General features: G+C 50.1%; 27 protein-coding genes and 6 tRNA genes. 17 read left to right on the forward strand and 16 right to left on the reverse strand.

Annotated features, from left to right (window positions below; all coding sequences use genetic code 11):
- Positions 1-51 precede the first annotated feature (51 nt).
- Positions 52-1,275, reverse strand: coding sequence for an MFS transporter (locus AC4GL5_RS07190; protein WP_490382117.1), 1,224 nt, complete (start codon positions 1,273-1,275; stop codon positions 52-54).
- Between the two features lie 206 nt (positions 1,276-1,481).
- Here AC4GL5_RS07190 and AC4GL5_RS07195 point away from each other — a divergent pair, with 206 nt between their 5' ends.
- The 6 genes from AC4GL5_RS07195 (at position 1,482) to AC4GL5_RS07220 (ending at position 6,042) form a co-directional block, all read left to right on the forward strand.
- Positions 1,482-1,667 carry a YgaP family membrane protein gene (locus AC4GL5_RS07195; protein ID WP_490382118.1) on the forward strand — a complete coding sequence of 62 codons (186 nt, stop codon included), beginning with the start codon at positions 1,482-1,484 and terminating at the stop codon, positions 1,665-1,667.
- 341 nt (positions 1,668-2,008) lie between these two features.
- Entirely contained in the window at positions 2,009-2,950 is a 942-nt protein-coding gene (locus tag AC4GL5_RS07200; RefSeq protein WP_490382119.1) for a hypothetical protein, read from the forward strand.
- A 21-nt stretch (positions 2,951-2,971) separates the two neighbouring features.
- The gene (locus AC4GL5_RS07205; protein WP_490382120.1) at positions 2,972-3,355 is read left to right on the forward strand and encodes a CoA-binding protein; all 384 of its coding nucleotides are present in this window, start codon (positions 2,972-2,974) and stop codon (positions 3,353-3,355) included.
- Between the two features lie 84 nt (positions 3,356-3,439).
- A complete protein-coding gene (locus AC4GL5_RS07210; protein WP_490382121.1) occupies positions 3,440-4,681 on the forward strand; it encodes an HDOD domain-containing protein in 1,242 nt (413 codons plus the stop codon).
- A gap of 114 nt (positions 4,682-4,795) precedes the next feature.
- Entirely contained in the window at positions 4,796-5,233 is a 438-nt protein-coding gene (gene dtd / locus AC4GL5_RS07215; RefSeq protein ID WP_490382122.1) for a D-aminoacyl-tRNA deacylase, read from the forward strand.
- A gap of 29 nt (positions 5,234-5,262) precedes the next feature.
- Positions 5,263-6,042, forward strand: coding sequence for an SDR family NAD(P)-dependent oxidoreductase (locus tag AC4GL5_RS07220; RefSeq protein WP_490382123.1), 780 nt, complete (start codon positions 5,263-5,265; stop codon positions 6,040-6,042).
- A 240-nt stretch (positions 6,043-6,282) separates the two neighbouring features.
- Here the strand turns inward: AC4GL5_RS07220 and AC4GL5_RS07225 are convergent.
- The 10 genes from AC4GL5_RS07225 to AC4GL5_RS07270 form a co-directional block, all read right to left on the reverse strand.
- Positions 6,283-6,358: transfer RNA gene (locus AC4GL5_RS07225), tRNA-Thr, on the reverse strand.
- Between the two features lie 20 nt (positions 6,359-6,378).
- Positions 6,379-6,453 (reverse strand) — tRNA-Gln (locus AC4GL5_RS07230).
- 14 nt (positions 6,454-6,467) lie between these two features.
- Positions 6,468-6,543: transfer RNA gene (locus AC4GL5_RS07235), tRNA-Phe, on the reverse strand.
- 52 nt (positions 6,544-6,595) lie between these two features.
- Positions 6,596-6,671 (reverse strand) — tRNA-Thr (locus AC4GL5_RS07240).
- 20 nt (positions 6,672-6,691) lie between these two features.
- Positions 6,692-6,766: transfer RNA gene (locus tag AC4GL5_RS07245), tRNA-Gln, on the reverse strand.
- A 14-nt stretch (positions 6,767-6,780) separates the two neighbouring features.
- Positions 6,781-6,856: transfer RNA gene (locus AC4GL5_RS07250), tRNA-Phe, on the reverse strand.
- Between the two features lie 86 nt (positions 6,857-6,942).
- Entirely contained in the window at positions 6,943-7,218 is a 276-nt protein-coding gene (locus AC4GL5_RS07255; RefSeq protein ID WP_490382124.1) for an oxidative damage protection protein, read from the reverse strand.
- 44 nt (positions 7,219-7,262) lie between these two features.
- Positions 7,263-8,312 (reverse strand): A/G-specific adenine glycosylase, encoded by a 1,050-nt coding sequence (gene mutY / locus AC4GL5_RS07260; protein ID WP_490382125.1) that lies wholly within the window; start codon positions 8,310-8,312, stop codon positions 7,263-7,265.
- A 165-nt stretch (positions 8,313-8,477) separates the two neighbouring features.
- Positions 8,478-10,730: an AsmA family protein gene (locus tag AC4GL5_RS07265; RefSeq protein WP_490382126.1), complete on the reverse strand. Its 2,253-nt coding sequence runs from the start codon at positions 10,728-10,730 to the stop codon at positions 8,478-8,480.
- A 63-nt stretch (positions 10,731-10,793) separates the two neighbouring features.
- Positions 10,794-11,237, reverse strand: a complete 444-nt coding sequence (locus AC4GL5_RS07270; protein WP_490382127.1) for an acetyl-CoA sensor PanZ family protein — start codon at positions 11,235-11,237, stop codon at positions 10,794-10,796.
- Between the two features lie 225 nt (positions 11,238-11,462).
- Between AC4GL5_RS07270 and hisB the strand changes: the two genes are divergently transcribed.
- The 7 genes from hisB to AC4GL5_RS07305 all read left to right on the forward strand — a co-directional run bounded on the left by hisB (position 11,463) and on the right by AC4GL5_RS07305 (position 17,869).
- Positions 11,463-12,056, forward strand: a complete 594-nt coding sequence (gene hisB / locus AC4GL5_RS07275) for an imidazoleglycerol-phosphate dehydratase HisB (RefSeq protein ID WP_490382128.1) — start codon at positions 11,463-11,465, stop codon at positions 12,054-12,056.
- 19 nt (positions 12,057-12,075) lie between these two features.
- Positions 12,076-12,726 (forward strand): imidazole glycerol phosphate synthase subunit HisH, encoded by a 651-nt coding sequence (hisH, locus tag AC4GL5_RS07280; protein ID WP_490382129.1) that lies wholly within the window; start codon positions 12,076-12,078, stop codon positions 12,724-12,726.
- A gap of 183 nt (positions 12,727-12,909) precedes the next feature.
- Entirely contained in the window at positions 12,910-13,683 is a 774-nt protein-coding gene (gene hisF, locus AC4GL5_RS07285; RefSeq protein ID WP_490382130.1) for an imidazole glycerol phosphate synthase subunit HisF, read from the forward strand.
- Between the two features lie 41 nt (positions 13,684-13,724).
- Positions 13,725-16,646 carry an intermembrane phospholipid transport protein YdbH family protein gene (locus AC4GL5_RS07290; protein WP_490382131.1) on the forward strand — a complete coding sequence of 974 codons (2,922 nt, stop codon included), beginning with the start codon at positions 13,725-13,727 and terminating at the stop codon, positions 16,644-16,646.
- Positions 16,643-16,828 carry a YnbE family lipoprotein gene (locus AC4GL5_RS07295; protein WP_490382132.1) on the forward strand — a complete coding sequence of 62 codons (186 nt, stop codon included), beginning with the start codon at positions 16,643-16,645 and terminating at the stop codon, positions 16,826-16,828. Before AC4GL5_RS07290 ends, AC4GL5_RS07295 begins: the two co-directional genes overlap by 4 nt.
- Before the next feature lie 12 nt (positions 16,829-16,840).
- The gene (locus AC4GL5_RS07300) at positions 16,841-17,212 is read left to right on the forward strand and encodes a YdbL family probable chaperone protein (RefSeq protein ID WP_490382133.1); all 372 of its coding nucleotides are present in this window, start codon (positions 16,841-16,843) and stop codon (positions 17,210-17,212) included.
- A 111-nt stretch (positions 17,213-17,323) separates the two neighbouring features.
- Entirely contained in the window at positions 17,324-17,869 is a 546-nt protein-coding gene (locus AC4GL5_RS07305; protein WP_490382134.1) for a hypothetical protein, read from the forward strand.
- A gap of 79 nt (positions 17,870-17,948) precedes the next feature.
- Here the strand turns inward: AC4GL5_RS07305 and AC4GL5_RS07310 are convergent, their stop codons facing one another.
- The 5 genes from AC4GL5_RS07310 to gpmI all read right to left on the reverse strand — a co-directional run bounded on the left by AC4GL5_RS07310 (position 17,949) and on the right by gpmI (position 24,075).
- A complete protein-coding gene (locus tag AC4GL5_RS07310; protein WP_490382135.1) occupies positions 17,949-18,539 on the reverse strand; it encodes a YjaG family protein in 591 nt (196 codons plus the stop codon).
- 54 nt (positions 18,540-18,593) lie between these two features.
- Positions 18,594-19,754: a divergent polysaccharide deacetylase family protein gene (locus AC4GL5_RS07315; RefSeq protein WP_490382136.1), complete on the reverse strand. Its 1,161-nt coding sequence runs from the start codon at positions 19,752-19,754 to the stop codon at positions 18,594-18,596.
- 61 nt (positions 19,755-19,815) lie between these two features.
- Positions 19,816-21,126, reverse strand: coding sequence for a S41 family peptidase (locus AC4GL5_RS07320; RefSeq protein WP_490382137.1), 1,311 nt, complete (start codon positions 21,124-21,126; stop codon positions 19,816-19,818).
- A gap of 83 nt (positions 21,127-21,209) precedes the next feature.
- Positions 21,210-22,436, reverse strand: a complete 1,227-nt coding sequence (locus AC4GL5_RS07325) for a murein hydrolase activator EnvC family protein (RefSeq protein ID WP_490382138.1) — start codon at positions 22,434-22,436, stop codon at positions 21,210-21,212.
- A 94-nt stretch (positions 22,437-22,530) separates the two neighbouring features.
- On the reverse strand, positions 22,531-24,075 hold the full coding sequence (gene gpmI, locus AC4GL5_RS07330) for a 2,3-bisphosphoglycerate-independent phosphoglycerate mutase (protein ID WP_490382139.1): 1,545 nt from the start codon (positions 24,073-24,075) through the stop codon (positions 22,531-22,533).
- Between the two features lie 331 nt (positions 24,076-24,406).
- Here gpmI and AC4GL5_RS07335 point away from each other — a divergent pair, with 331 nt between their 5' ends.
- The 4 genes from AC4GL5_RS07335 to AC4GL5_RS07350 all read left to right on the forward strand — a co-directional run bounded on the left by AC4GL5_RS07335 (position 24,407) and on the right by AC4GL5_RS07350 (position 26,664).
- Positions 24,407-24,823 (forward strand): rhodanese-like domain-containing protein, encoded by a 417-nt coding sequence (locus tag AC4GL5_RS07335; protein ID WP_490382140.1) that lies wholly within the window; start codon positions 24,407-24,409, stop codon positions 24,821-24,823.
- A 221-nt stretch (positions 24,824-25,044) separates the two neighbouring features.
- Entirely contained in the window at positions 25,045-25,299 is a 255-nt protein-coding gene (grxC, locus tag AC4GL5_RS07340; protein ID WP_086479874.1) for a glutaredoxin 3, read from the forward strand.
- 181 nt (positions 25,300-25,480) lie between these two features.
- Positions 25,481-25,933, forward strand: a complete 453-nt coding sequence (gene secB / locus AC4GL5_RS07345) for a protein-export chaperone SecB (protein WP_490382141.1) — start codon at positions 25,481-25,483, stop codon at positions 25,931-25,933.
- A gap of 5 nt (positions 25,934-25,938) precedes the next feature.
- The gene (locus AC4GL5_RS07350) at positions 25,939-26,664 is read left to right on the forward strand and encodes a 16S rRNA (uracil(1498)-N(3))-methyltransferase (RefSeq protein ID WP_490382142.1); all 726 of its coding nucleotides are present in this window, start codon (positions 25,939-25,941) and stop codon (positions 26,662-26,664) included.
- Positions 26,665-26,728 lie beyond the last annotated feature (64 nt).

The raw sequence follows: 26,728 nt of genomic DNA on the forward strand, positions 1-26,728 counted from the left end.
ACAGCCACTCCGATAGCTTGATTCAATTCGCTTCAGGAACGGCAAACCAGATCATCCGGAATGGACACGGGATAATCTGACATAAAGTCCAATAATCATCAGCACATGTAATGCGAGCGTTGCACCAACTAAGATCACAATACTCTGCTCAAGAAGGCCCAGCACGACCATCCCAAGAACAGCGCTGACAATCATAAAGATAGCGTTGTAAATATTATTTGCTGCAATCAGCCATGCACATGACTCACCGGAAGTTTGCTGCAAACGGGTATAAAGAGGTACGGCATAAATACCACCGCCAATGCCTATAACACCAAAAGCCAGCAGTGTTGTTTCAAGCGCTGAACTGGGGATCAGTAAAAGCATTCCAAGCGCGATAAGAACAGCACCCAACCAGTAAACACCAACAAAGTTGATTTTAACATACAGCTTTCGACTACTCAGAGACCCAATGCCTACTCCCCCGGCAAAAAAACCTAATACCAGAGAGAAAACCCAGGGCTCCGCCGCAAGATGATCTTCTACCCAGGCAGGCAACTGAGTCAAAAGAGTCGCACCAACAAACCAGAACCAACTGATCGACAAGACCAGATAGAGACCTTCTTTGTTGTCATGGCAAAGCTTCATCGTCTGAGAGAAACTTAGCCGGTCCGATGCTGGCTGCTCATTTTTTAACGGCTCAATGCGTCGACTTTGCCATAAGCCGATCAACGCCAATAGCACGATAGTGATCGCCACCAGATCCTTCGGCATCAGTGTAATTCCCAAACTCAACTCGGTACTGAGCAGTACACCCGCAGCCAGTGTTCCCAGAAGAATCGCCAGAAAAGTTCCCAGTTCCACCCAGCCATTAGCCGAAATCAGGTCTCCCTGCTTAAACCAGGCCGGTAAAATGCTGTACTTCACCGGCCCGAATAACGCTGACTGAGTCCCCATCAGAAACAGCAACAACAGGAGCACAATCCCCTGGTCCAGCCAAAGCATAAGCGCTGCCAACAACATGATCATGCATTCCGCCATTTTAAGTCGGCGCATCAGCAAAGCATGGTCGTGACGAATCGCCAGATTTGCTCCGACCGATGAGAACAGCAGGAAAGGCAAAATAAAAATACCCGCAGCCAGATTGTTAACCAGCCCAACATTGCCCATCGGCACCGTCAGCACACCGTAGGCAAACAGAATTAACAGCGTGTTTTTATAAACATTGTCATTAAATGCACCAAAAAACTGAGTCAGCCAGTAAGCGGTAAAACTCTTGTGTCGTCCTAAAAGCATCCGAAGCTCCGTGCACCTGTTGTAAATAGGGAGTCGTGTTGCCGAAATTTAAGCCAGACAACAGTTCAGTAAACAGCTTTAACAAAATAGCGCTACTCTAGTGCTTTTTTAACCGTAAAGAAAAGACTACTCTTCACAAGCGTTATATAAAGCAACGCTAAAGTAACATTCATATTTTTCTTGGAAAAATATATAAGGAAAGCATTATGAAAAATGTTGGCTCTATCGATAAAATCTTGCGAGTGGTTGTTGGCCTGGCTCTGATTGCGATTGTATTTGTCGGCCCGCAAACGCCATGGGGCTGGATTGGTGTTATTCCTCTTCTGACAGCCGCTATCGGCTTCTGCCCGCTATACAAATTAATCGGTGTAAATACCTGTCGGACAAAATAAACGACAAGCCCGGTGATAAAAAAGCTCTGGCAAGATTTCTTCATGTCGGGGCTTTTTTTGCTTTAAACTAAGCCTCAGGACGGTTAGATTACCTTTTGAATCCACAGAATATTTTCCAAGACTGATAGCGACAATCTGAGTCACACAAAGTCTCACGATGTTACAACGTGAAACAGTCATTAAGGAGCGGACAGCGCTAATATGACTCCGGTTAATCCCAATCACATATAAGCCTGCTTAGACAAAAAATGGATGAAAGAAAATTAGCGCCCAGCGCTACTTCTGCAGAAACACCCAAAGACCTGCCATCAGTGCCGGGAGTATACCCTGCGCATCATAAAATGACGTCTGCAGAAATGGCGGAAAAGGAAGCCGAACGAGAACGGGAAAAAATCAAAGCGCAGTGGGAAGCCAAACAAGCCGAGAAAAAACAGGAAGAGCGTAAAAAGGCTGAAGAAGCCCGAATCAAAGCTGAACGTGAAAACCTGTATAAAGACCTGGAAACACTGGATTACACACTGCTGTCTCTTGACGATTACCCCTCTGATTACGAAATTGAATCTGCCCGTCGCTCACGCCTAGGCTGGTTTTTTGGTTTGGGTATTTCTGTATTTCTGTTTACCAGCTCATTATTGAACCTGGTACACCCTTGGGTGGGTGGTATAGCAGGCGGCATCGCTTTCGTTCTCTGGCTGAGCCATGGCACCGGCATGATGCATTTTTTACCGGGTCTTTCCCGCTATCCGGAGCTTTTGGCTAAACGTCGCCGTATAAAAAACAGTGTGACCGAATATATTCAGCAGATCGAAGGTAAACGGGGCTTTATCCATCGTATCTATCCGTTAGTACATCATAACTCTCGCCTAAGAGCCCGCAAGTTTCGCCGAATTGCGCTGATGTCAAAAGAACACAATCTGATGAGCAATATGAAGACACTTCAGGATGTTGCTCTTTATCACGAGTATCTTGATGAGTGCCGTAAAGCCGCAGAAGAGTATTTCCGCAAAGAACGAGAAGATCAGTTACTTGGGGATCTAGATATTGACCCCAATGTGGAAAATCTGGAGCAGGATCTTGACGAAAATCAGCAGAAAGACGATGACACAGACAGAGAAACCACTCCATTAGATGAAAAGCCTCTAAAAACAGACAATACGCTTGCTGACAATCAAGAACCCGAGCCAACTGACAAAACGAATCCTGAGCCTAACTCAGATGAACCTCAATCAGAAGACTTGGCGGCAACCTCATCCGAACAGGACGATCAGGCAAAACAACGCTGACCCCTCATTAAGGAGCGAACAATGGCAGAGACAACCTCCCCCCTTCAACATGTTGTGGTTCTTGGAGCCAGTCCGAAAACAGAGCGTTATTCCAATCAGGCTGTTCGCTTACTAAAAGAGCATCATCATCGGGTTACTGCAGTCAATCCCGCATTTGACCAAATCGAAGGTCAAGCCTGCGTTCACCATCTGGCCGATATTCAGCAGCCGGTTGACACCTTATCTCTTTATCGCAATGCATCTCAGCTTTCAGAGCAAATTAATGATATTATCAGCTTGAATCCAAAACGCGTGATTTTTAATCCCGGCACCGAATCATGGGAGCTTCAGCAAGCTTTAACTCAGGCAGGTATTTCCTGGCAGGAAAGTTGCACGCTTGTCATGCTACGCAGCGGTCATTTCTGAAGGACTTCGCCCCCTCAGAAATACATTAGAGGATTTTGTATTGCACAACATCTCGTGACAAAATCAGAAAGACATACTCCCTCTATGCAAGTACCTACTTTAACTCCGGAACGTCTGGCCGTTTTTATTCCCTTCTCAAAACTTTCTGGAGAACACCTGATTCTACTTTGCCTCCGTATAGACGTCTGCCGTCTGGAAGAAGGTAACGAACTGAGCTCACGGGGAGATAAACGCAATGAAGAACTGTTTCTGCTAAGCGGCCGTGTCAGCATTTTTGGTGAAAGTGAAGCCAATATCACCCTGTCGGCCGGTGATGACCGTAGTCGTTTCAGCCTGTTGAATCTACGCCCCAGCCCCAACCGCATCATAAGCCAGACTCAAATCGAGTATTTTCTGATCGATAGTGAGTTACTGCAATCTCTTCAGGCGGAGTGCTCACAACCCTCATTACCTTTGACAGAAGTACTTGCTAACGACAACAGCCATCCCTTGGTACTTCAATTCTATCGTGCCCTGATACAAAACCAACTATCACTTCCAGCCCTGCCCGAAGTCACCCGCAAAGTCAGCCAAATCATTTTAGACGAAGAGCTCAATACCGATAAGGTCGTTGCACTGGTTGCTGCCGATGCTACTGTGGCAGCACGCCTTTTAAAATTGGCTAATAGCACACTCTATAGGGGTTGCGTGCAGATCAGCCAATTGCAAGATGCTATTGTACGCTTGGGAATGGATGCCACCCGGCATCTGGTTTTGGCTTTTGCGCTGCATGATCAAAACCAGATTCCAGCAGCGCCCTGGGTACGAAAGCGCCAGCTGCGTAGCTGGAAAGAGAGCATTCAGCTGGCAGCCATCTGTTACGTCCTGGCCAAGAAATGCACAAAGATACCGCCGGAAGAAGCGCTGTTGGCCGGCCTGTTGCACAACATTGGTGAGCTGCCTTTACTGCAGTTTGCCAATCAGTACCCGGAACTCGCAAACGACCCGGACTATCTTGATCAGATTATGCAGGAAGCCCGGGGACAAGCAGGCGCGATGATTCTGCATCGCTGGAACCTTCCCGTTTCTCTGGTGACCGCAGTTCAGCATGTGGACACCTGGTTCTATGAACCCAATGCGACCGAAGCAACCCTGACGGATATTCTGATTCTGGCCCGACTGCACAGCATCGCCATGAATGAGCGAGCCCCTTCGGCACCAGCAATCAGTCAGGTACCGTCCTACGAGAAGATCGCTCCCGGCCCTCTGACCAGTCAGCAACGTCTGGAGATCCTTGAAGATGCCCGGGATCAGATCATCGAGATCCGTAATCTTCTGAACCAATAGCAATTCAAATCTGATCAATAAATTTTTTCTCTCTTTTAGCATCCGCTAAAACCCAGTCATGGGTTAAGATAGCCCCAGCAGACATTTTAAAGATCAATAAAGAAGGAGTTGAGCGTGCGAGCACTGATTCAGCGGGTAGCCCAGGCAAAGGTTGAAGTTGATCAGCAGTGCATCGGTGAAATCAATCAAGGTCTTCTGGTCTTTATCGGCGTAGAGAAAGGGGATCGGGCCGAAGATGCTGACCGCCTGCTGAAGAAACTACTGGCTTACCGTGTATTTGCCGATGCTGACGATAAAATGAATCTCAGCGTGACGGATATTCATGGGGGACTGCTGCTGGTTTCTCAGTTTACACTGGCCGCCAACACGCAAAAGGGACTCCGACCCAGTTTCTCATCCGCTGCCCCTCCGGCAGAGGGAGAGGCCCTGTACAACTATTTTGTTGAACAGGCCCGAAATCTACACCCGGTTGTCGCAACCGGTCGCTTTGGTGCTGATATGAAGGTAGAGCTGCTCAACGATGGCCCGGTCACCTTCCTGCTGGAAACCTGAGTGAGATACTATTTTCCTAAGGCAGAGCTATGACACAAAACGCTGCATCACAAAAAGTCGCATTAGTTACCGGTGGGGGGCAGGGTATAGGCCGTGCCATCTGCCGGGGACTGCTCCATCAGGGCATGATTGTCATCTGTGCTGATATTGATCTTGAAGCTGCCGATGAGACCGCTGCGCTTTATGCCGATCTGGGTACGATTAAGGCCTGCTCTCTGGATGTCGCTGATGAACCTGTGGTTCAGGGTTGTATTCAGGAAATTATCGGTGAATTTGGCCGTCTGGATGTTCTGGTCAATAACGCGGGTCTGTCCACACCTTTCAATGATCCGATTGAAGATCTTTCGCTGGAAGATTGGCAGCGCTATCTGGATGTCAACCTGACTGGCGTTTTTCTGGTCAGCAAACATGCCGTTCCGTACCTGCGGGAACAACAGGGCAGCATTATCAATATCGGTTCATCCCGCGCAAATCAATCTGAGCGGGATACCGAAGCCTATGCCGCAAGCAAAGGCGGTGTTATCTCCCTGACTCACTCGCTGGCGATCAGCTTAAGTGGCGAAGTACGCGTTAACTGCATCAGCCCCGGCTGGATCGAGGTGGGCGACTGGCAGAAATCCCGAACCCGCATTGAACCGATCCACTCACCGTCCGATCTGGCGCAGCATCCGGTTGGCCGTATCGGAAAACCGGATGATATCGCGTATATGGTCTGCTATCTGGCGACCGATGTAGCTGGCTTTATTACCGGTCAGAACTTTGTCATCGATGGTGGCATGAGCATCAAAATGTCCTATAACGACAGTTAAAAAAACAGCATTTGAAAGCCGTAACCACCCACTATAATAATAGCTATCCAATAGCCATGAGAGCTTGAGACCATTCTTTGATCTTAAGCTCTCGCACTGCTTCTTATAAGAACCCGCTTATAAAATAAGCCAATGCTCTGTTAGAACCACTCGTACCACGAGCTTCAGGCAAAAGAGTAGAGAACATATCCACAATCAGCGAGACAATTCACTAAGCTATTTTAAGAAAGGAATTTGAAATGGTGCCGGCACCAGGAGTTGAACCCGGGACCTACTGATTACAAGTCAGTTGCTCTACCGACTGAGCTATACCGGCAAAAAAGATTTAAAGCAAGATGGCTGGGGTACCAGGATTCGAACCTGGGGATGCTGGAATCAGAATCCAGTGCCTTACCGCTTGGCGATACCCCAATAAAAAATAATAGTGGTGGCCGGAGACGGAATCGAACCGCCGACACGAGGATTTTCAATCCTCTGCTCTACCAACTGAGCTATCCGGCCAAACCATGCTTCAAAAAATTATCAGCGTAGGAAAATATGAGAAGTGCTGAAGTGGTGCCGGCACCAGGAGTCGAACCCGGGACCTACTGATTACAAGTCAGTTGCTCTACCGACTGAGCTATACCGGCAAAAAAGATTTAAAGCAAGATGGCTGGGGTACCAGGATTCGAACCTGGGGATGCTGGAATCAGAATCCAGTGCCTTACCGCTTGGCGATACCCCAATAAAAAATAATAGTGGTGGCCGGAGACGGAATCGAACCGCCGACACGAGGATTTTCAATCCTCTGCTCTACCAACTGAGCTATCCGGCCAACGAGGCGTATTAAACAAGAAAGACTTTTTTGCGTCAACTCTTTTTTCAAAAAAAGTTAAAAAAATACAGTCGCTTAATGGCTTTTTAACTTTCCGGAGGCACGTAACCTGCAACAGGCTCAAGATCTTCAGAATTTGTGAAGAATTTATCCATTTCAGCCATTAAAAACTGACGTGATTCTGGGTTCATCATATTCAGATGCTTTTCATTGATCAGCATGGTTTGGTATTTAAGCCACTCCTGCCAGGCCAATTTTGAAACACTTTGCACAATCTCCTGACCCTTTGCACCTGGAAATGGTGGAACAACCAAGGCCTCGAGTTCTTTCTGATATTTTTTGCAGAATACAGTCTGACTCATCGTATTTTCTCCAGAAATAAAGTGAAACGGGTGAAGGTAGCAGCTTAACGGTGCAACAGTTTATGAATAGGCCCCGGAAGACCGATACTATCGGGCTGTTGAGGGTTGTACCAGCGGGAGCTCTGTTCCCCGATATTGTTCTCAATCAGTTGCTCTTGGGCCGGTGTCAGTCTAATCCGCTGGATCTCAGCTTGCAGAGTAAAGTGAGAAAATTTGTGTTCTAGCCGTTGGTCATGCTCGCTGTTTGGGAGTGTTGGTAGCAGCTTTTCCAGCTCAACCTGATCCGGCAGGCTCCAGAGGCCACCCCAGATACCTGTGGCTGGGCGCTGAAACAGCAAATAGTGCTGCTGGGCATTCTGCAGTAAGTAGAGTTTTTGCTGGCGCACCGGATTGGTTTTTTTAGGTTTGGAATTGGGGAAATCATGCTGGCTCCCGGTGCTTCTTGCTGCGCACCAGTCCTGAACCGGGCATAAATCGCACTTGGGGTTTCTTCGGGTGCAGACTAAAGCCCCCATATCCATAACGGCTTGGGTATAGGCTTGGCTGCGGCTTTCAGGTGTGTAGTGCTCCGCCAGTAGCCAAAGTGTTTTCAGCGTTTTGCTTTGTCCCGGCCATCCGGGCACACAATGGAGGCGCGCAAGAAGCCGTTTAACATTGCCATCGAGAATCGCGGCTGGTTTATCAAAGCTTTGGGCAACAATAGCTGCTGCGGTTGAGCGCCCGATTCCGGGTAATGCCTCCAGTAGAGCGGGCTCATCCGGAAACGCACCCTGATATTGTTCTGTCAGTACCTGAGCGCATTTATGAAGATTGCGCGCACGGGCGTAATAGCCGAGACCGGTCCATAGATGGAGTACTTCATCGACTTCCGCTTTGGCAAGAGCCTCGACAGTTGGGAAGCGGGCAATAAAGGCTTCGAAATACGGAATAACGGTAGCAACCTGGGTTTGCTGCAGCATTACTTCTGATAACCAGACCTTGTAGGCGGTCCGGTTCTGCTGCCAAGGCAAGGATTTTCGGCCGTGTTCATCGTACCAATCAAGTAGGGCCGTTGAGACCTTTTGTGCGTTGTGAGGTTTAACAGACAGATCCAAGTTGAATACCTGCAGGCATGAATTTTGTTCGGTTGAACAGAGGGCACCGCATAGAAAAGGGTCGGTATAACCGACCCTTTTGCTGGGTTTTGCTCATTTTAACTGAGGATGCCTTTTGGTCAAATCAAGAGGCTATCCCGGTGGCCCAATGGAAAGGGCCATCGCTTAATTGAAAAGGCTCTTCAGCTTTTTCTTGGCTTCCTCTTCAGCTTTCTTCCGGGCCGCGGCCTTTTCTGCTTCCAGCTTGGCTTTAGCCTCTGCTTTCAGGCGGGCTTGCTCCGCATCCGCTTTGGCTTTCAGACGAGCTTTTTCAGCATCCGCTTTAGCTTTCAGACGGGCTTTTTCAGCGTCGAGAGCTGCCTTGGCCTCCGCTTCAGCCATTTTGGCGATGGTGTCTCCAATGGCGTTGCTGTCCAGGCCGCAGTTGATATCAAACGGTGTGCCATAACTTCCTTTGCAGGCAACTGGCCAGCGCACGGTCTTGAAACTGCTTTTAACGGTGCAGACCTTGTCGTTGGCGTCAGTGATTTGGGCGCCCATGTTGTAGGCAAAGGTCTCTTTAGGTAGGTTAAGTTTGCCGTAACCGGTGAGTAAAATGCCCGGTGTTGCGATGGTCATATCGTTGTTCTGACCGACACCGTTTTTAAAGACCATGCTGCCTTTTAGCGAGGTGAAGTCAGTATTCGGCGACCATTGAGCGTTTTTAGCATCGCCCAGTGCGCTACACATCTCTTTCGCCAGGTTGGTCTTCAGGAAGGCACCATTCTGAACGTTGAAGTCGACCTTGCCGTTAAGGTTGCTCATCAGCGTTGAAATACGGTTTGTCTTGGTGGTGAAGTTAGCATTTGCCGAAACGGCACCTGCAACATCTTCAAACTCAACCATCTGCGCCAGAATCGGAGTGATCTCCACACCTGCAGTGGCATGTTTAAAGTTGATGGTCAGGGGTGTCGGGCGTACATCAAGTTTGGCGGTATTGGTGATACTGCCACCGTAAAGTTTTGCATTCGCTTTACTGAGATTGACCAGGCCATCTTTGGCGGTAACCGCCAGTTGAATATCGGTAACCTTTAGTTTCTTGATGGTTAGTTGGTTAAGGTTGATTTTTGCATTGGCATTCAGCGTTTTGATCAGCTCTACCGGTAGCAGATCAGTTTCCGGTGCGGGTTCTGAAGAGGTTGTTTCTTCTGTAGCAGCCTCTTCCTCTTCTTTTACCGGTGGCAGATAGTGATCCGCATTCAGTTTGTCGATATCCAGCTGGGCAACAATTGCCTGATTTGCCAGCGTTACTGAAGCGCCACCATCAATGCGGGTGTCATCCAGTGTGATCAGCAGGTTTTTGATTGCAGCTGATTCTGTAGAGGCTTCAAAATTTGCGGATAACGCCAGAGCATGCATCGCATCTTTCCGCGCCATCTCCGGTAGAACTATCTCAAGCTGAGCCAGGGTGTCTTTCAGATTGAACTGGCTGATTTTCAGATCGCCTTTAACTGCAGGAGCTGTTGTCAGCTTATTAACCTCTGTATTCAGGGCGATATTAATACCATTGACGCTGATCTTGCTGGCGCTAAGGCGGGCGCTGTCCCGCTTAAGATTGGCTTCGGCATCAGCCTGAACGTTCAACTGTGCCTTGTTCCCCGGAATCAGTGGCGAGTTAGCATTAAGTTGAAGATCCAGAGCATTCAGGCGGAAAAGCTGCTTGTCCAGATCGGCCAGAACGCGGGCGCTGAGTTGGAGGGTGGCGTCAAGCTTTGGATTGCTGCTGGATACCTGAGTAGAGAACTCAATCGGGAAGCTTTCCCCTAGTTTGATATCGTCACTGGTGAAGTTAAGTTCTTTAACCGCAAAGCGCATATCTTGCTGCTTGTCGGTAAAACTCAGGCGGGCGTTGGTAATATCGATGCCACCGATCGCGATAGCCGGCAGGGCTGTTGGTGCTGCATCTGCTTCGGCGTTAGCCGGTGCTTCCTGCGAGCCTTCGTTCGCCTGAGCTTCGGACGTTTCGGATGTGTCAGTGCTTTCGGGGATCAGGGCCTGCCAGTTGCCTGTGCCGGACTTGTCCACAACAAGGTCGGCTTCAAGTTTATCCACAATGACCCGGTCAACTTCCACGCTGCCGGATAGCAGTGGCATCACTTTGACTGATACCGCGACCTGATTGACTGAGGCCAGTGTGGTGTCGGTTGAATCGGGAAGCTTAACGGCAACTTCATTAATATTCAGACCGATGCGGGGAAAAACAGTGACGTTCAGTTCGCCATTAATCTCCAATGGTACGCCAGCGTTTTCAGCGGCTTCCAGAATCTGAGGTTTGTATTGGTTGGCATCGAAGAACTGCGTCAGGTAGATCGCAACGCCTGCGAGAAGCAGAACGATCAGACCCACCAAATAAAGTAGGGTTTTCAACAAGAGTCGCACGTTAATTCCTTCCCTGTTGTTTCGTATTAGTTGTTTGCTTTTTTGTGTGATTCGTCTGCTCTGTTAGCGCAGGTCCAGCAGATAGTAATCACCTGCTTCATTCAGTGCGTAGCCCATGCGCTGCAGAATAATATGATCCTGTGTCATCAGGGCATCGGCCGCAACACAAATGGCTTTATTTTCCGCGCGGGCGGCCTGAATGACTAAGGTCAGTAAGCGGCTACCAACGCCTCTGCGTCGGGTGACGCTGCGAACACACAAATGACTGACTTGCCAGTAGTCATCACTTTTACTGACAACTAAGGCTGCGATCAGGCGCTCATTAAAGAGTCCACAATAGAAGCTATGATCAGGGCTATGCAAAATATATTCTACAAAGCTTTTCGCAGAATCGATATTTGGGAGCTGAGCCAGACGTTCAGGTTGGGCATCGGTATAGATTTTTTCCAGCTGCTCAACACGGGCTTGATCGGTCTTATCATTAACAACAGTTAATAAAACGGGCATACAGCGTCTCCGAAAGAAAGATAAAAGCGGTTTGTGGGCATAAAACACTTTTTGAATGGTGCATAATAGACGGGGTCTGACTCGGAATAGCACCCGATACCTTATCGCCACAAATGAGTGCGCTGAGAATAAAGCGCAGTGTCTGCGGAAGTATTGTAGCGGATAGCCGGTCAGATTCTCTATAATTCCCGTTTCTTGAATAACAAAGCCCTCCGGAGAATCTTCATGGCGGAGCGTACCGCAAGCGTAGAGCGTAACACCCTGGAAACCCAGATTAAGGTTTCTATCAATCTTGATGGCACCGGTAAGCTGGACATCGACACCGGCGTTCCTTTTTTAGAGCACATGATTGATCAGATCGCCCGTCATGGTCTGATTGATATGGATATCGTAGCGAAAGGGGATCTGCATATCGATGATCACCACACTGTTGAGGATCTGGGTATTACCCTCGGTCAGGCCTTTGCCAAAGCAGTAGGCGACAAAAAAGGTATGACCCGATACGGCCATGCCTATGTACCGCTGGATGAAGCACTTTCCCGCGTTGTGATTGATTTCTCGGGGCGTCCGGGGCTGTGTCTAAACGTTGATTTTACCCGGGGCAGCATCGGTAAATTTGATACCCAGCTGTTCTCAGAGTTCTTCCATGGTTTTGTGAATCATGCCGGAGTCACCCTGCATATTGATAACCTGAAGGGTTACAACGCACACCATCAGGCCGAAACCATCTTTAAAGCGTTTGGTCGTGCTTTGCGTATGGCACTGACGATGGATGAGCGTATGGCAGGCATGATGCCATCCACTAAAGGCAGTCTGTAAGCGCATTTAAGGACTTATGATGAAGACAATTGCTGTTATCGATTATGGCATGGGCAATCTGCACTCGGTATCGAAAGCGCTGGAGCATGTGGCTACTGATCAGCAGGTGGTGGTGACGTCTGACCCGGAAGTGATCCGCAACGCCGAGCATGTGGTGCTGCCCGGTGTAGGTGCTATCCGCGATTGCATGGCGGAGATTCGTCGCCTGGGTGTGGATAAAGTAGTGCAGGAAAATATCGCTTCCGGTAAGCCTTTCCTTGGCATCTGCGTGGGGTATCAGGCGCTGATGCAGGACAGTGAAGAGAACGGCGGCGTGCCTTGTCTGGGACAGTTTGAAGGTCATGTGCGTTTCTTCGGTGACCCGCTGACAGATGACAATGGCGAAAAACTGAAAGTACCTCACATGGGTTGGAATCGGGTCAAACACACCCGCAACCACCCGATCTGGAAGGGTATTGAAGATGATGCCCGCTTCTATTTTGTCCACAGCTACTACGTGGAAGCGGCGGATCCATCTCAGGTCATTGGTGAAACCCGTTATGGCAAAACCTGCCATGTGGCGCTGGCACACGAAAACGTGGTTGCCGTGCAGTTCCACCCGGAAAAGAGTCACGATGCGGGTCTGCAACTGCTGAAGAACTTTGCTGAATGGGATGGTAAAAGCGCCTGATTCAGCGCCCGTCGCAATAAAGGCTGCTATCGATTTTATCTGGCGTGCGTCGGTTCATCCCTGAACCGAACTTTCGCCCGCCGCCATCCATGGCGGCTACAGATAAAATTCGATGCAGCTTTTGGCAGGCATAACGCTGCAGTCGTCTCATCACTTTGGATTTATAGAGAACAGGAGCCGAACATGGCACTGGCCAAACGAATTATTCCTTGTCTGGATGTGGACAAAGGCCGCGTGGTTAAAGGCGTGAACTTTGTGGATATCCGTGACGCCGGTAACCCGGTTGAGGTTGCCAAACGCTATAACGAACAAGGTGCGGATGAGATCACCTTTCTTGATATCACCGCCAGTAACGAAGACCGTGAAACCACCGTTCATATGGTGGAAGAGATCGCCAGTGAGGTCTTCATCCCGCTGACCGTGGGCGGCGGTATCCGTACCTGTGAAGATATCCGCCGTATGCTGAATGCTGGTGCCGACAAAGTAGGCATTAACACCGCAGCAGTATTTAATCCGGACTTTGTCCGTGAGGCAGCTGAACGCTTTGGTAGCCAGTGCATCGTTGTTGCCATTGACTGCAAACGTGTCAGTGCCGAGGGCGAGCCGGGCCGCTGGGAGATTTTCACCCACGGCGGTCGTAAGCCAACCGGTATCGACGCGGTGGAATGGGCGATTAAGATGAATGACTATGGTGCTGGTGAGATTCTGCTGACCAGCATGGATCGTGATGGCACCAAAAACGGTTTTGATCTGGAAGTGACCCGGGCGATCAGTAATGCGATCCCTATTCCGGTGATCGCCTCCGGTGGAGTTGGTAATCTGCAGCATCTGGCTGATGGCGTTACTGAAGGCCATGCAGATGCCGTACTGGCTGCCAGCATTTTCCACTTTGGTGAGCATACCATTCCTGAAGCCAAAGCCTTTATGGCGGCTCAGGGTATTGAGATGCGTCTTTAAGCGTAGCTTATCTCCACCCTAAGGACAGGAGTGTGGCTCAGATGCGGTTTCAGCGCCTTCTGATGATTGGCTCAGCCTCTATGCTGGGTCTTGTCCTCTTTCTGGGCCTTTTGCTGGCGGTTCTGGCTTATAGCTATGACCGCTGGCTTCCCTCCTTTGTTAATCAGTTTCTGCTTTCCGAGTCTGTAGTAGGCCTGCCTGCCGATAGCCTGCATTTGGAACAATTTGAGCTGGAGAGCTGGCAACGACTCGGCAAGTTGAGTCTGACAGGTCCGCATCTTAGTCGACTGGACATTCAGGGTGTGACCTGGCCTTTTTCCGGTGAGCTTATTATCGACCGACTCGTGATCCGTTTGCCGGATCAGTTACCGGAGCTGTTATCGGAAAAAAAAGAGCCGCAGCCGGGATATCAATCCACCGGAGCAGAAGAAACGCTTCGGCTGAAGGGGCTGACTACCTCAACATCGCCTGCGACAGAAAATAGCGCCTATAAAAATCCTTCTGCAACGTCCGAACCTGTGCCGGCTCATGAATTAACACTCAAAAAAGTCTACAACGACTTTTTCGCTCAGACAGGCATAGTTTTCAAACAGCTTGAGGCGCTGCGTAAGCAGTATCAGTTACATACACTGACCATCAGGTCGCTGCAGGTTAATGGCCTGCCTCTGAAAAATGCTGTGAGTTTGCAGTATTTCAAAGGAGATCCCGGTTTTCAGGAGGGTCAGCCGTACTGGCAATTCAATCTCACCTCGCGAAAGAAGCTTATACCGGATCAGGAACTGGCAGGGGCGGCTAATCTGGATCTCAGGCTTCATCTGGGACCTGACGAGCAGCGATTGAATCTGGATCTGTGGCAGCTGGATCAGTTCGTTCCTGAGCAATTTACACTTCCGGCATGGGTTCCTGTTAAAAGCGCTCTTGACCAGCTGATGCGTTTCAGTGATCAGTATGGCCTGAGACTTATTGATTCAAACGCAAAGCTTGACTTCCAAATGAAACCCAAAGGGGCCGATATTGCTGTCAATTTGCCAGCCTTTGAACTACAGGCGCGGAATGATTGCAGGCTGTCTTTTGTCCCGCGAACCCTTGCTCTGGGTTACCGGGTATCTGAGACGGGGGCAGAGCAACTAAGGTTTGATCCCGGAAAAGTGCTGGTTCAGGATCTTTCCGGTCGCTGCGTCATCAGTGTGATGGGCCTGCCCAAAGATTCCCCATTGCACACCTGGATAAAAGGCCTGGATCAGGATGCCCTTCGTCAGGGGGGACAGCTGCATCTTAAGCTGGAAGAACCGTTAACCGCAGATCTCGGGACTGAAACGCTGAAGATTAATGGCCTTAAAATCGGTTGGCAGCCTAAAGAGACTGTCTCAGCATCACTTCAGCTGGCGTTGTCTGATGTAAAGCTGACACCGAAAAAACTAACCTTCGGTCTTGAAAGCCGCCTGAAAGCTGACCTGAAACCTCAGCCGCTGTTTGCTAATCAGTCCAGGCAAATAGCTCTGAGTATGCAGATGACATCGGATATTGGGTGGGATTTAACCCGCTATCTGCCCGGAAAACAGGTACAGGCTGAGGCATCGTCAATGCTTCGTGATCTTCGCATGGAGATACAGGCCAGCGAGCTAACCTTGTCGCCTGCCCCTAATGATAATGCTGTACTTTGGGCGCCATCCCGTTTTGAAATGCCTCTGTTTCAGCATGATGGACGCTGGACTGTTGAGTTACGGCAGCCGCAGCACCCGTCAGGCCGATGGCATCTTATTCATAAGGGCCAGGGTGAGGCTTTTGTACGCTACCCCGGACTAAAACGTAATGTCCGGGTACCTTATCAGGCTGAGCTGGACCTTAAAGGTACTTTAGGCACGCTCAAGCCTGAAAGCCTGATAAAAGAGATGGTTGGTAACCTCGACTGGAAACTGATCGATGGGCCTTCACGTACGGCTGGCATGGCAGACTCTCCCTTCAGTTTATTACCCCAGCTGAAGACGACTACCCGGATAGATGCGGGCAAGATAGCAAGCGATATCGCCGCTGAGGTTGAGCTGGCGCGAGTTTCAGAGTGGCTGGCTCTGCCAGCGGGAACCCTGATTAATGACGGGCAGTTAAGTGTTGAGTCCGCAACCCGAATCGATAAAGAGGCTCTGATTTCCGGGGCCGAGTTGGCAGAAACAGATAAGTTACTGTCACAGGTCTCGTCACGCGTTACCTTGAATCTGAGCCAGCTAACGGGCGAAGCAAAGGGCTATGAGTTTGGTGGTGTTAATCTGCCTCTGCAATTGATGTTGTCAAAGGGGGATTTAAACCTCGAACCTACGACACTTAAGATTGACCGGTTTTTTGCCGGTGTTGAACTAACAGATCTCAATGCTGATCTTAATGCCAGTGCCAATCTGAAAACTGTTGGAACGTCGTTGAAAGGCCGGCTGACAGATTTCTCGGCTCAGACCTTGGGTGGCCATATTCAGATGGCGCGACTGGATTATCCGTTTACATCCGGCCATACCTCAGATCTGATATTGGAAAAACTGGACCTGAGTCAGTTGATCGCTCTGGGCGAGAAACAGATTAAGGTAACAGGTCTGCTGAATGGTAGACTGCCCCTAAGGCTAAGCCAGAAGGGGGTTGCTATCCATAAAGGCCGGGTGAAGAGTGACGAAGGCGAAATTGTGCTGAAGAATAATCCTGCCTGGCAATCGATGCTTCAGCAGCAGCCTGTACTGGCCAGTCAGCTAAAACATCTCAATCAACTGCATTACACTGTTTTGCAGGGAGATGTGGAGATAGAAGAGAGTGGGCAGCTTATTGCTATTCTGCAGATCAAGGGAGAAAACAGGGCTGAGGATCAGCCTGTTACTCTGAATTTTACCAGCGAGCAGAATATTCTGACGCTATTAAAGGCGCTGCGATTAAGCGACCAGATCGATAAATCGCTCAGCGAATCAGCACAAAGGATGTATCAATGATACTCAGACTTTTACTTTTAACAGGTGTGCTCAGTTTTGTGGCTGCCTGTACGCCTCGCATTGAGGTGGGGGCTAAGGAGCCAATCACCATCAATCTGAACGTCAAAATTGACCATGAGATTCGGGTGAAGGTTGATAAAGAGCTGGATCAGATGTTCAGCGAAGACAGTGATCTTTTCTAAGGAGCTAACCTGATGGATAACAAGATGAGCATTAACCGCTTAGCACCACAGCAGTGGGTTTCTTCACTAATCGCACTGTTTGCTGTTTTCATGCTGTCATTGGTATTGGTAACGCCAGCGTTGGCACTGGATCTGGATACCGCTAAAGATAAGGGTTGGGTTGGCGAGCGCTATACCGGCTATCTGGGTGTTGTTAAACCGGAATCCGGTGTTAAGGCACTGGTCGACGAGGTCAATCAGAAACGCACCCAGGCTTATAAAGATCTGGCTGCGAAAAACGGTATTGCCCTGCAAGAAGTCGAGAAAATTGCGGGTAAGAAAGTGATTGAGAAAACCAAGCCGGGTAATCTGGTGGATCTGGGTAATGGCTGGTTGAAAAAATAAGTCCGTCATTACTCAGCCTGCTCTGTTTCAGGGGCAGGCTTTTTTTGTTTTTAATGCAGAGTTTTCTGCGGATCACGTAAGTGCTACACATTAACAGCTAAAGGAAGTTTCATGTCCACAGAGCAGTTTGTCGCCTATCAATGGTATCTGGCCGGTGCATTTATGGTCTTTATTTTTGCGATCTGCACCCTGTTTTTTCAGGCGCTGTTTCACGAGAAGCGAATAGCGTTAGCCTGGCTGCTGGTGATTTTTGTGATTAGCATGCTCAACGGCTCTGGTGTGGTCAGCATGGAGATTCTGGGCACGACGTCAGCAGAAGAGAACGTCATTGTCAGCGGTATCAGTGGCATTGGGGATTACTTAGTCCTGGGTCTTGGTCTGGTCGAAGTGGGACTGTTTGTACTGTTTGTGGCTCGCCACTATAAAAAAATCTATGTGAGTGTACCGGCTGTCGTGCTTGTCCTGTGCGTTGGTTTTGCTTATTACGCCTATCAGGATCTGATGAGCAGCGGTAACCTGATGTTTGAGTCAGATATTGAGCAGCAGGTGGAGCAGGGGTCGGTGTCAGTGGAAAGTGAGGATGATAAGTCTTTCCACAGCAGTGTCCGGGACCGGGATCTGAATGAGGGTGGTGCTGACACCGGTGCAACGCAATAAAGCATCTCTTTTACAATCAAAAGGCCCGCAGAAGTGATTCTACGGGCCTTTTTAGTAGGAGGTTTACGGTGCTGAAGCGTTAAACCGCCAGCCCCAGACAGCTGACGCCTTCGTTCTGGGCCATCAGACGCAGTTCTTTCAGGGCGTCTTTCTGCGGGTGTTTCATCGCGCTGATCTGCTGCAGTACCTCATCCTGAAACTCCCGATCAAACTGCATCAGTTCGTGATTGTTCAGCATGTTGCGGCAGGCCTTCTCATCTTCCGGCAGCTCTTCAGTCGCTTCGATAAAGCTGATGATCGTCTGACGCATCAGACGGCTGACACGGGTAACCTCTTCGGCCTGAGTACCCATTGCCAGTTCCATGGCGGTGTGGGCGGCCATCGCAGCATCTATCGCCGGATAAACGCCATACATTTCATAATCCATGTCATTAGGGATCAGGTCGGCTAATTTTTCCAGCTGCACTTCAAAGTTGATCTTGCTCTCTTTGTTCGCCAGTTGTTCCCAAATCAGCATCAGGCCTTTCTTGAGTGCTGCCGCCTGCTCGTCCTGTTCGGTTACCTGGCAAAACAGGGCGTAATTGGGATACATGCGTTCCGCCAGGGCTGTGGCAAAAGCGGTTTGTTGCCACGGGGCAAGCTCTTTCAGTTGTTGAAAAAAAGCACTCATTTAAAGGGGTTCTCTACCTGTTAGCAAATCAGAAAAGGTTCTTAAGAGCTGACACTATTTGGATACGGGCGTCAGCCACTCAGGTTGATGCGCGGGCTGAAGGGTAATATCACGCTCCTGCCCGTTATCAGGTGATGCTTGTTGTCTCTTGAGCTGGGGAAACTCTGTTCCCGGAGGAATCTCTGGCAGAAGCTGCCGGCGCTGAACCGCTTCTTTTTCGTTGCGGTTGAGCTGTTGCCGGTTTACCTCTTGCCGTCTGATAACAACGTCTCTGCGAATAATCTTTGAATGAGTGATATCGGTTTCTTTGTAGCGGGTCAGCTGTTGAATCTCGCTACGCCAGAATGCCGGGCTGCGTGATGGTAGATTATTGGGTGCCGCAAAGACTGGCGGACTATCCTGATAGACCTGCCCCATCGCCACCAGTTGATCTGGTACGGATATCAGACGAATGCCCTGTTCCCTAAGTTCTGGCAGACGGGCTTCAAGCATCTCAAGGGTAACGCTGTGAGGATGGCCGATACCAACGGCATGGCCGTTTCGCTTGGCGTGTCTGACCAGAGTATCAAAAGCTTCGTGAACGGCTTCTGGCGTGCGGATATGATCTAAAAATACATCCCGGCTCATGCTGGGAATACCATTGCTGCGGGCTGTTTTGGCGGCAACGGATTTCGCTGTCGTCCGGCTGTCGATAAAGAAGAGGCGGCGTTTGCTCACCTCCTCCATCAGCCACTGCATGCGTTCACTGTCCTGAGTCAGTTCACTGCCCATGTGGTTATTAACGCCCTGAACAAAGGGGATGTCTGCCAAGGCATTTTTCAGTTCCTGATCGAAGGTTTCTCTGTCCATTGTTGGCGTCAGAGTGCCCGGCCCAGGTGCGCGATGATGCACATTGGTCATTGGTGCGTGCAGCATAACGGTTTTGCCTTGCTTGTGTGCCGTTTTAGCGAGTCGTTGGCTATAAGGTGTGTGTGGCAAGACGGCAAAAGTAATAGCTCCGGGCAGATTAACAGCCCGCAGGCCATTGCGCAGGTTATAACCAATATCGTCAATAATCAGAGTTATTGTCGGTGAGCTGGATGCCACAACCAGAGGGCTGAAAGACAATGCAGCACCGCCGAAAATAATAGCTTTCAGAGACGAGGTGAAAGTATCTCTGGTGTTTTTTAGCTGATGTCGCACAGTGGTGAGTGCGCGCAAAATGAATCGTGTCATAGTGATCGTCGTTTGGGCGGCGTCTCAATGCAGCCTGTGTCTAAAAATACGACAGCCCTGGTCAGGGCTGCTTCGTCAGAATATGCATGCCTTTAAGCAGGCTGAGAGCTTCAAACAGCTGGTAGTCTGTTTCAGCCAGTGATGACTGATGCTCTGTTTTTTCCGGGCCGCTTTGTGTTTGGCCACTTTCCAGATGGCCTTCCAGATCGGCTTCCTTGATCTGTAGTCTAGCCTCTAATGGCGTTAAACGAGCAGGTTTTACTTCGATGTCGGGAATAACGCCCTGAGCTTGAATGGAGCGACCAGATGGCGTGTAGTAGAGCGCCGTTGTCAGTTTAAGCCCCCGATCACTACCGAGTGGCAAAATAGTCTGTACCGAGCCTTTGCCGAAACTTTGTGTGCCCATGATGACGCCGCGCTGATGATCCTGCAGCGCACCGGAAACAATCTCTGAGGCTGAGGCTGATCCTTCATTGATCAGTACAATCAAAGGCACGCCGCGGCTTGGATTGTTAGGTGTTGCTTCAAAGCTAAGCTCGGCATTGTCCAGGCGACCTTTGGTATAAACGATCACGCCCTCGGTGATAAAGGCATCGACGACTTCTGCTGCGGCCTGCAGCACACCACCGGGATTGTTACGCAGATCCAGAACCACGCCTTTAAGCTTATCATCTGAGGTCTGATGCATCTTATTCAGCGCTTTAACAACTTCTTCACCAGTGTGTACCTGGAACTGGGTAATGCGGATATAACCATAACCCTCATCCAGCATGCGATGCTTCACACTGGTGACCCGGATCAGGGCGCGTTTGAGTGTGATTTCAAACGGTGCATCAACCCCATCCCGCATAATGGTCAGTCGGATTTCGGTATTCGGTTTACCGCGCATCAGTTCGATCGATTTATTCAGAGGCAGGTTTTTTACCGGTGTGTCGTTGATCTTGACGATCAGGTCGTGGGGACGGATACCGGCGCGGGCTGCGGGTGTGTCATCAATCGGAGTGACAACCTTGATAAAGCCATTTTCTGAGCCGACTTCCAGCCCCAGGCCGCCAAACTCGCCCTGAGTGCTCTCCTGAAGTTCGTCATAATCTTCCGGTGTCAGGTATGAAGAGTGTGGATCAAGGCCGGATATCATGCCCCGAATGGCGTTATCCAGCAGTTCCTTATCGTCAATATCATGCACGTAGGCACGTTTGATGCGTTCGAAAACTTCACCAAAGGTGCGTAGCTCTTCCAGAGGAAGCTCCTGAGTTTCATAGGGCACGGCTTCTGCTGGCAGCGATTCTTCTGCAAACAGATTAAAACTGGTCAGGCTCAGCAGCAGGCCAAGGCCAAGGCCAACTCCCAGTGTAGTCCGCGTGTTGCTCATGGATAACTCCTTCTGCCCGGATTGCTCAGTGGTTAATTCCGGGGTTAATAATCAGATCGTTCTGATACGGATCAAACCGATGTTCAGCGTCGTCCCAGCCAGATAATGGGGTCCTGGGGGGCACCTTTTTCCCGAATCTCAAAATAGAGACCGCTTCGGGTCTGGCCACCACTTCGACCAACGGTGGCAATGCTTTCACCGGCATGAATCCAGTCGCCCGCTTCTCTCAGTAGCGCCTGATTATTGCCGTATAAGCTCATAAAACCGTTGCCATGATCAAGAATCAGCAGCACGCCATAGCCCCTGAGCCAATCCGCAAAAACCACGCGTCCGGAGTGAATGGCTTTAATCTCGGTGCCTTCACCTGCGCGGATCACCATGCCGTTGCGCCTTAGCTTACCGCGAATCTGCTCGCTACCGAAGGCGTAAGCTACCCGCCCTTTGATGGGCCAGGGCAGTTTGCCCCGCATCGATTTGAACGGGCGGGTGTCTTTGGGCATCGGGATGTTAACAATGGCTTCCCGAACCTCTTCCAGTAACTGCTCAAGACGGGCTCTGTCCTGATTCAGAGTAGCCAGTTCCTGTCCTTTACCGGAGATCTCTTTATCCAGCTGCGCCACCAGACCTTCGCGCTTTTTTTGCTCCGCCTTGAGGCGACCGCGATCCGCTTCAAGTTTGCTGCGGGTGGTGGTCAGTACGTAATCTTTTTGCAGAATCTCTTTTTTCACCCGATCAAGGGTTTTGGCCGTTTCCAGATATTCGTCAATGTGTCGGCTGCGTTCTTTATTGATGTAGTCGTAATAGCGTAAGACACGGGAAACCTGATCCGGTTGCTGTTGATTAAGCAGAACTTTCAGATACTCCTGGCGGCCCATGGCATAAGCCGAGCGAATCTGTTTTTCCAGATAGTTCTTTTGTTGATTCTGCTTGAGTGTCAGGTCCGCTTTCTCAGCTTTCAATTCGGAAAGACGACTTTTAAGACGTTTACTGCTGGCCAGATTACTACGAATCGCTTTTGCGGTATCCGCGATCTTTTTCTCTGAGGCCTGTAGCTCTTTTAGTACTGCTGCCTTGGCTCCCTTCACCTGATTGAGGGATTGTTCAAGGTTCTTAATACGGGTGTTCAGCTCTTTCAGCTGCTGTGCTGAAACCTCTTTATCTGCAGCCTGAGAGATAGACGGCAGTATCAGGAGTACTGACAGCAACAGAAGTACCAGCAGTGAACGTATCTGCTGCTCAGAGTGAGGCAGGGGCCTGATTTTCTGGTTCTTATTCAAATGCAGCACAGAAGCAGCGGCTCTAATTATCATCAATGACGGTGTTATCCATTGCCCGGAGGGCTATTTATTCAAACCGTAAAGAGCCGGACATTTCCGGCTCTTTACGATAACGGGATCTTAAAACCTAAGAGAAGTTAACCAGATTCTGGCCGGTCATCTCTGCAGGTTGTTCCAGCCCCATGATTTTTAACAGGCTTGGAGCGATATCGCAAAGGCGACCGTTTTCCAGTGAGGCGGATTCAGTACGTTCATTGACGTAAACCAGGGGAACCGGAAAGGTGGTGTGTGCGGTTTGAGCCTGACCGGATTCCGGATTCACCATCTGCTCGGCATTACCGTGGTCAGCCGTAATCAAGCACTCACCGCCTACTTCCAGCAGGGCGTCTGTGACGCGACCCAGACAAACATCCAGCGCTTCAACCGCTTTAACCGCGGCATCATATTTACCGGTATGGCCCACCATGTCGCCATTGGCGTAGTTGCAGACGATCAGGTCGTAATCACCACTCTTAATGGCATCGACCAGTTTGTCGGTCACTTCCGGTGCGCTCATTTCAGGTTGCAGGTCGTAAGTGGCGACCTGTGGCGATTGCACCAGAACGCGGGTTTCACCCTCGTACTCATCTTCACGACCACCGCTGAAGAAGAAGGTCACATGGGCATATTTCTCAGTTTCTGCGATACGCAGCTGAGTTTTGCCCTGTTTCGCCATGTATTCGCCCAGAGTGTTCACCAGTTTTGCCGGAGGGAAGGCAGTGGTGGTTTTAATGTCGGCGGCGTATTCGGTCAGCATGACAAAGTCCGCCAGTTTTGGCGTCACTTCGCGGGTAAAGCCGTCAAAGTCTGCGTTAACAAAACTGCGGGTGATCTCACGGGCGCGGTCGGCACGGAAGTTCATAAAGAGAACCGTGTCGCCATCTTCAATCTTAACGGTTTCGCCATTCGGGCGGATGCTGGAGGCGGCGACAAACTCGTCGTTTTCATCACGCTCATATGCGGCATGCAGTGCTTCCTGAGCGTTATTGTATATGTGCTCAGCTTTGGCCTGTGTCAGCAGATTGTAAGCAGATTCAACACGATCCCAGCGGTTGTCACGATCCATGGCGTAGTAACGGCCGATCAGGGATGCAACAAAGCCCACGCCCAGATCTTTCAGCAGAGTATCGGTCTTAACAATAGAGTCTTCAGCGCTGCGTGGCGGCATATCACGGCCATCTAGGAAACCGTGAACATAAACTTTTTTCGCGCCCCGCTCTGCGGCCATTTTGCAGGCTGCCAGAATATGATCTTCGTGGCTGTGTACGCCGCCCGGAGAGAGCAGGCCCATCAGGTGAACCGCTTTGTCGGCTGCAACCGCTTTATCGATAGCGGCAACCAGTGCTTCATTTTCGAAGAAATCACCATCGTTGATCGCTTTGGTGATGCGGGTAAATTCCTGATAAACGGTACGTCCTGCACCCAGATTCATGTGGCCAACTTCAGAGTTGCCCATCTGGCCTTCCGGCAGACCAACGGCCATGCCCGATGTTTCAATCAAAGCGGTTGGGTATTGCGCCCAAAGACGATCCCAGACCGGTTTGTTGGCGTTAGCAATGGCGTTGTTTTCAGCAGTTTCGCTGTAACCGAAACCATCCAGAATAATAAGTGCAACAGGCGTACGTTTTGACATGATGTTTTCAGGGTCGCGTTAGATTTAATAAAAAAGTTTCACGTCCTGACAGACGTTTCGCAGTAGCCGAACATCATACCCCAGATTCTGCAGGCCTCCCAAATTCTTTCCCCGTCTCTTTACTCATGGAAAGGTGTGAAAAAAGTATATAAACCTGCTGCTTTGGGGCGGTTAAATCTTTATCAGGTTGTGTATACTAACTGCCCTTAAATGCCAGTGCCTTTTAGGTGTTTTGTCTGATTTTCCGGTCGCTGTTGTGCGTTGGAAAGGGACAGGAATACAGGGCAGATCTGTGCATTCATGACCAATGAAAGGCTGACGAGGAAAGAAGTTGGAACAGTTTATTGAGTTTGCGACCAACCACTGGATGATGGTGGGTACATTTGCGATCCTGCTGATTCTTTGGCTGGGATATGAGTTCACCACTGGTAATAAAGCGATCAGCAATCAGCAGGCAACTTTGCTGGTAAACCGGGAAGATGGCGTTTTTCTGGATATTCGTGATCGTGGTGATTTCCGCAGCGGCCATATTGCTGGTTCGGTCAATATCAGCATGGCCAGCCTGAAGGATCGTATGGGCGAGCTGGAAAAATACAAAGCTAAGCCTGTGATTGTGGTGTGCAAAATGGGTAACAGCGCATCCATGGCGGTCAGCGAGTTGCAAAAAGCGGGCTTTGAAAAAGCAGCGGTTATGCGTGGCGGTATGAATGCCTGGCAGAATGATAATCTGCCAGTTGTCTCCAAGTAATTGCAGCGTCAGGTGGTCATCCTGCTTTAGGGATGATCATTCACTCTGTTCAGCGGGTGGCTCGCACCTGTGGATAGGGTTGATTAGGGTTTTCTGATATTCTGGTGATAACGGAAGCGCAAAGGTTTTAACGGTTGGTTTTCCAGCTCTCTTGTAAGCCGCTTCGTTAGACCCCACCTTCGGGGTAAACCAAATATCTTCTGCAATTTATAGGTGAGCTTATGCAAAATGTAGTGATTTACAGTAAATCCTGGTGTCCGTTCTGTGTTCAGGCAAAGCGACTGCTTCAGTCGAAGAAAGTTGATTTTACTGAGATCGATGTTGAGCGTGAGCCTGCCAAGATGCAGGAAATGATGAAGAATAGTGGCCGTCGTACTGTACCGCAGATCTGGGTAGGTGATACTCATGTGGGTGGTTGCGACGACCTTTTTGCCGCAGAGCAAACCGGGAAGCTGGATCAGCTTTTGGCGGGATAATCGCTCCGGTGTCTGCGGGTTTTGGTTTGATGGTGGCCATCAGCTGGCAGCGGCTGATACTGACAGAGTATCGCGCTGTGATGGCTTGTCATCGAACAATAAAAGTGTCCGGCAATAATAATGCGTGTCAGGCAACCCAGAGAGAAGCCGTTTTCGGCACCGATAATTTTAAGGAAGCACCATGAGTGAAGAACAGAACCAACCACAATTCGTATTACAGCGCATCTACCTGAAAGATCTGTCTTTTGAGTCTCCGAATGCTCCGGCAACCTTCCAGCAGGATTGGGCGCCTAAGGTTCAGTTTGACCTGAACAGCAACAGCCAGCAGGTGGGCGAGAATCTGTACGAAGTGGTGGTTTCTCTGACCGTAACGGTAACTAATGAAGAGAAAACCGCGTTTCTGGTAGAGATCCAGCAGGCAGGTCTGTTCTTCATTCAGGGTCTGGAAGATGCACAGCTGCACCACACTCTGGGCGCTTTCTGCCCGAATGTTCTGTTCCCATATGCCCGTGAAGCGGTCGACAGCATCGTAACCCGTGGCAGCTTCCCGGCTCTGATGCTGGCTCCGGTTAACTTTGATGCTCTGTATGCCGATGCGGTTCAGCGTCAGCAGGAGCAGGCAGGTAACGCTTAATCTGAATGGCCACACCACGTATCTATAGTCCCCAGCCCCTGGTAGAGGGGCAGTCGGTTCCTCTTGATGAAGCCGCTGCCCGCCATGTCGGGCTGGTCTTGCGTATGAAGGCCGGGCAGCCGCTGACTCTCTTTAACGGAGAGGGCGGCTGTTTTTCTGCCACCATCGAAGAATCCAGCAAGCGTTCGGTAACGGTGTCCCTTGATGCGTTTCATCCGGATGAGAAAGAATCCCCGCTGAGCGTGCATTTGGCTCAGTCCATCTCCAAGGGCGATCGTATGGAATATGCGATTCAGAAAGCCACCGAGCTGGGAATTACCGAAATCACCCCCATCTACACCGAGCATGGCGATGTGCGCCTTAAAGGCGACCGTGCCGCTAAGAAGCAGCAGCACTGGCAGCAGGTGGCGATCAGTGCCTGTGAGCAGTGTCAGCGTAACCGTGTGCCTATGGTTCACCCGCCGGTGGCCCTGCAGGACTGGCTGGCCTCTGTTGAGGCGGATCTTAAGCTGGTGTTGCATCACAGAACCGAGCGTCAGCTTAGCGGTTATGACAAACCGGAGCAGGTCGCGCTGCTGATCGGCCCGGAAGGTGGCTTGTCGGCACCGGAAATTGCTCAGGCTGAGTCTGAGGGTTTTCACCCGTTGGCTCTTGGACCACGGGTTTTACGCACAGAAACAGCACCTGTAGCTGCCTTGAGTGTACTGCAGTATCTGTGGGGCGATTTTTAAGCCGAAGGCACTTTAAGCTGAAGGTACCCACAGCAACCAATCTTTTTATGATGCCTGTGGATCA

This window comes from Oceanospirillum sp., from assembly GCF_982874595.1.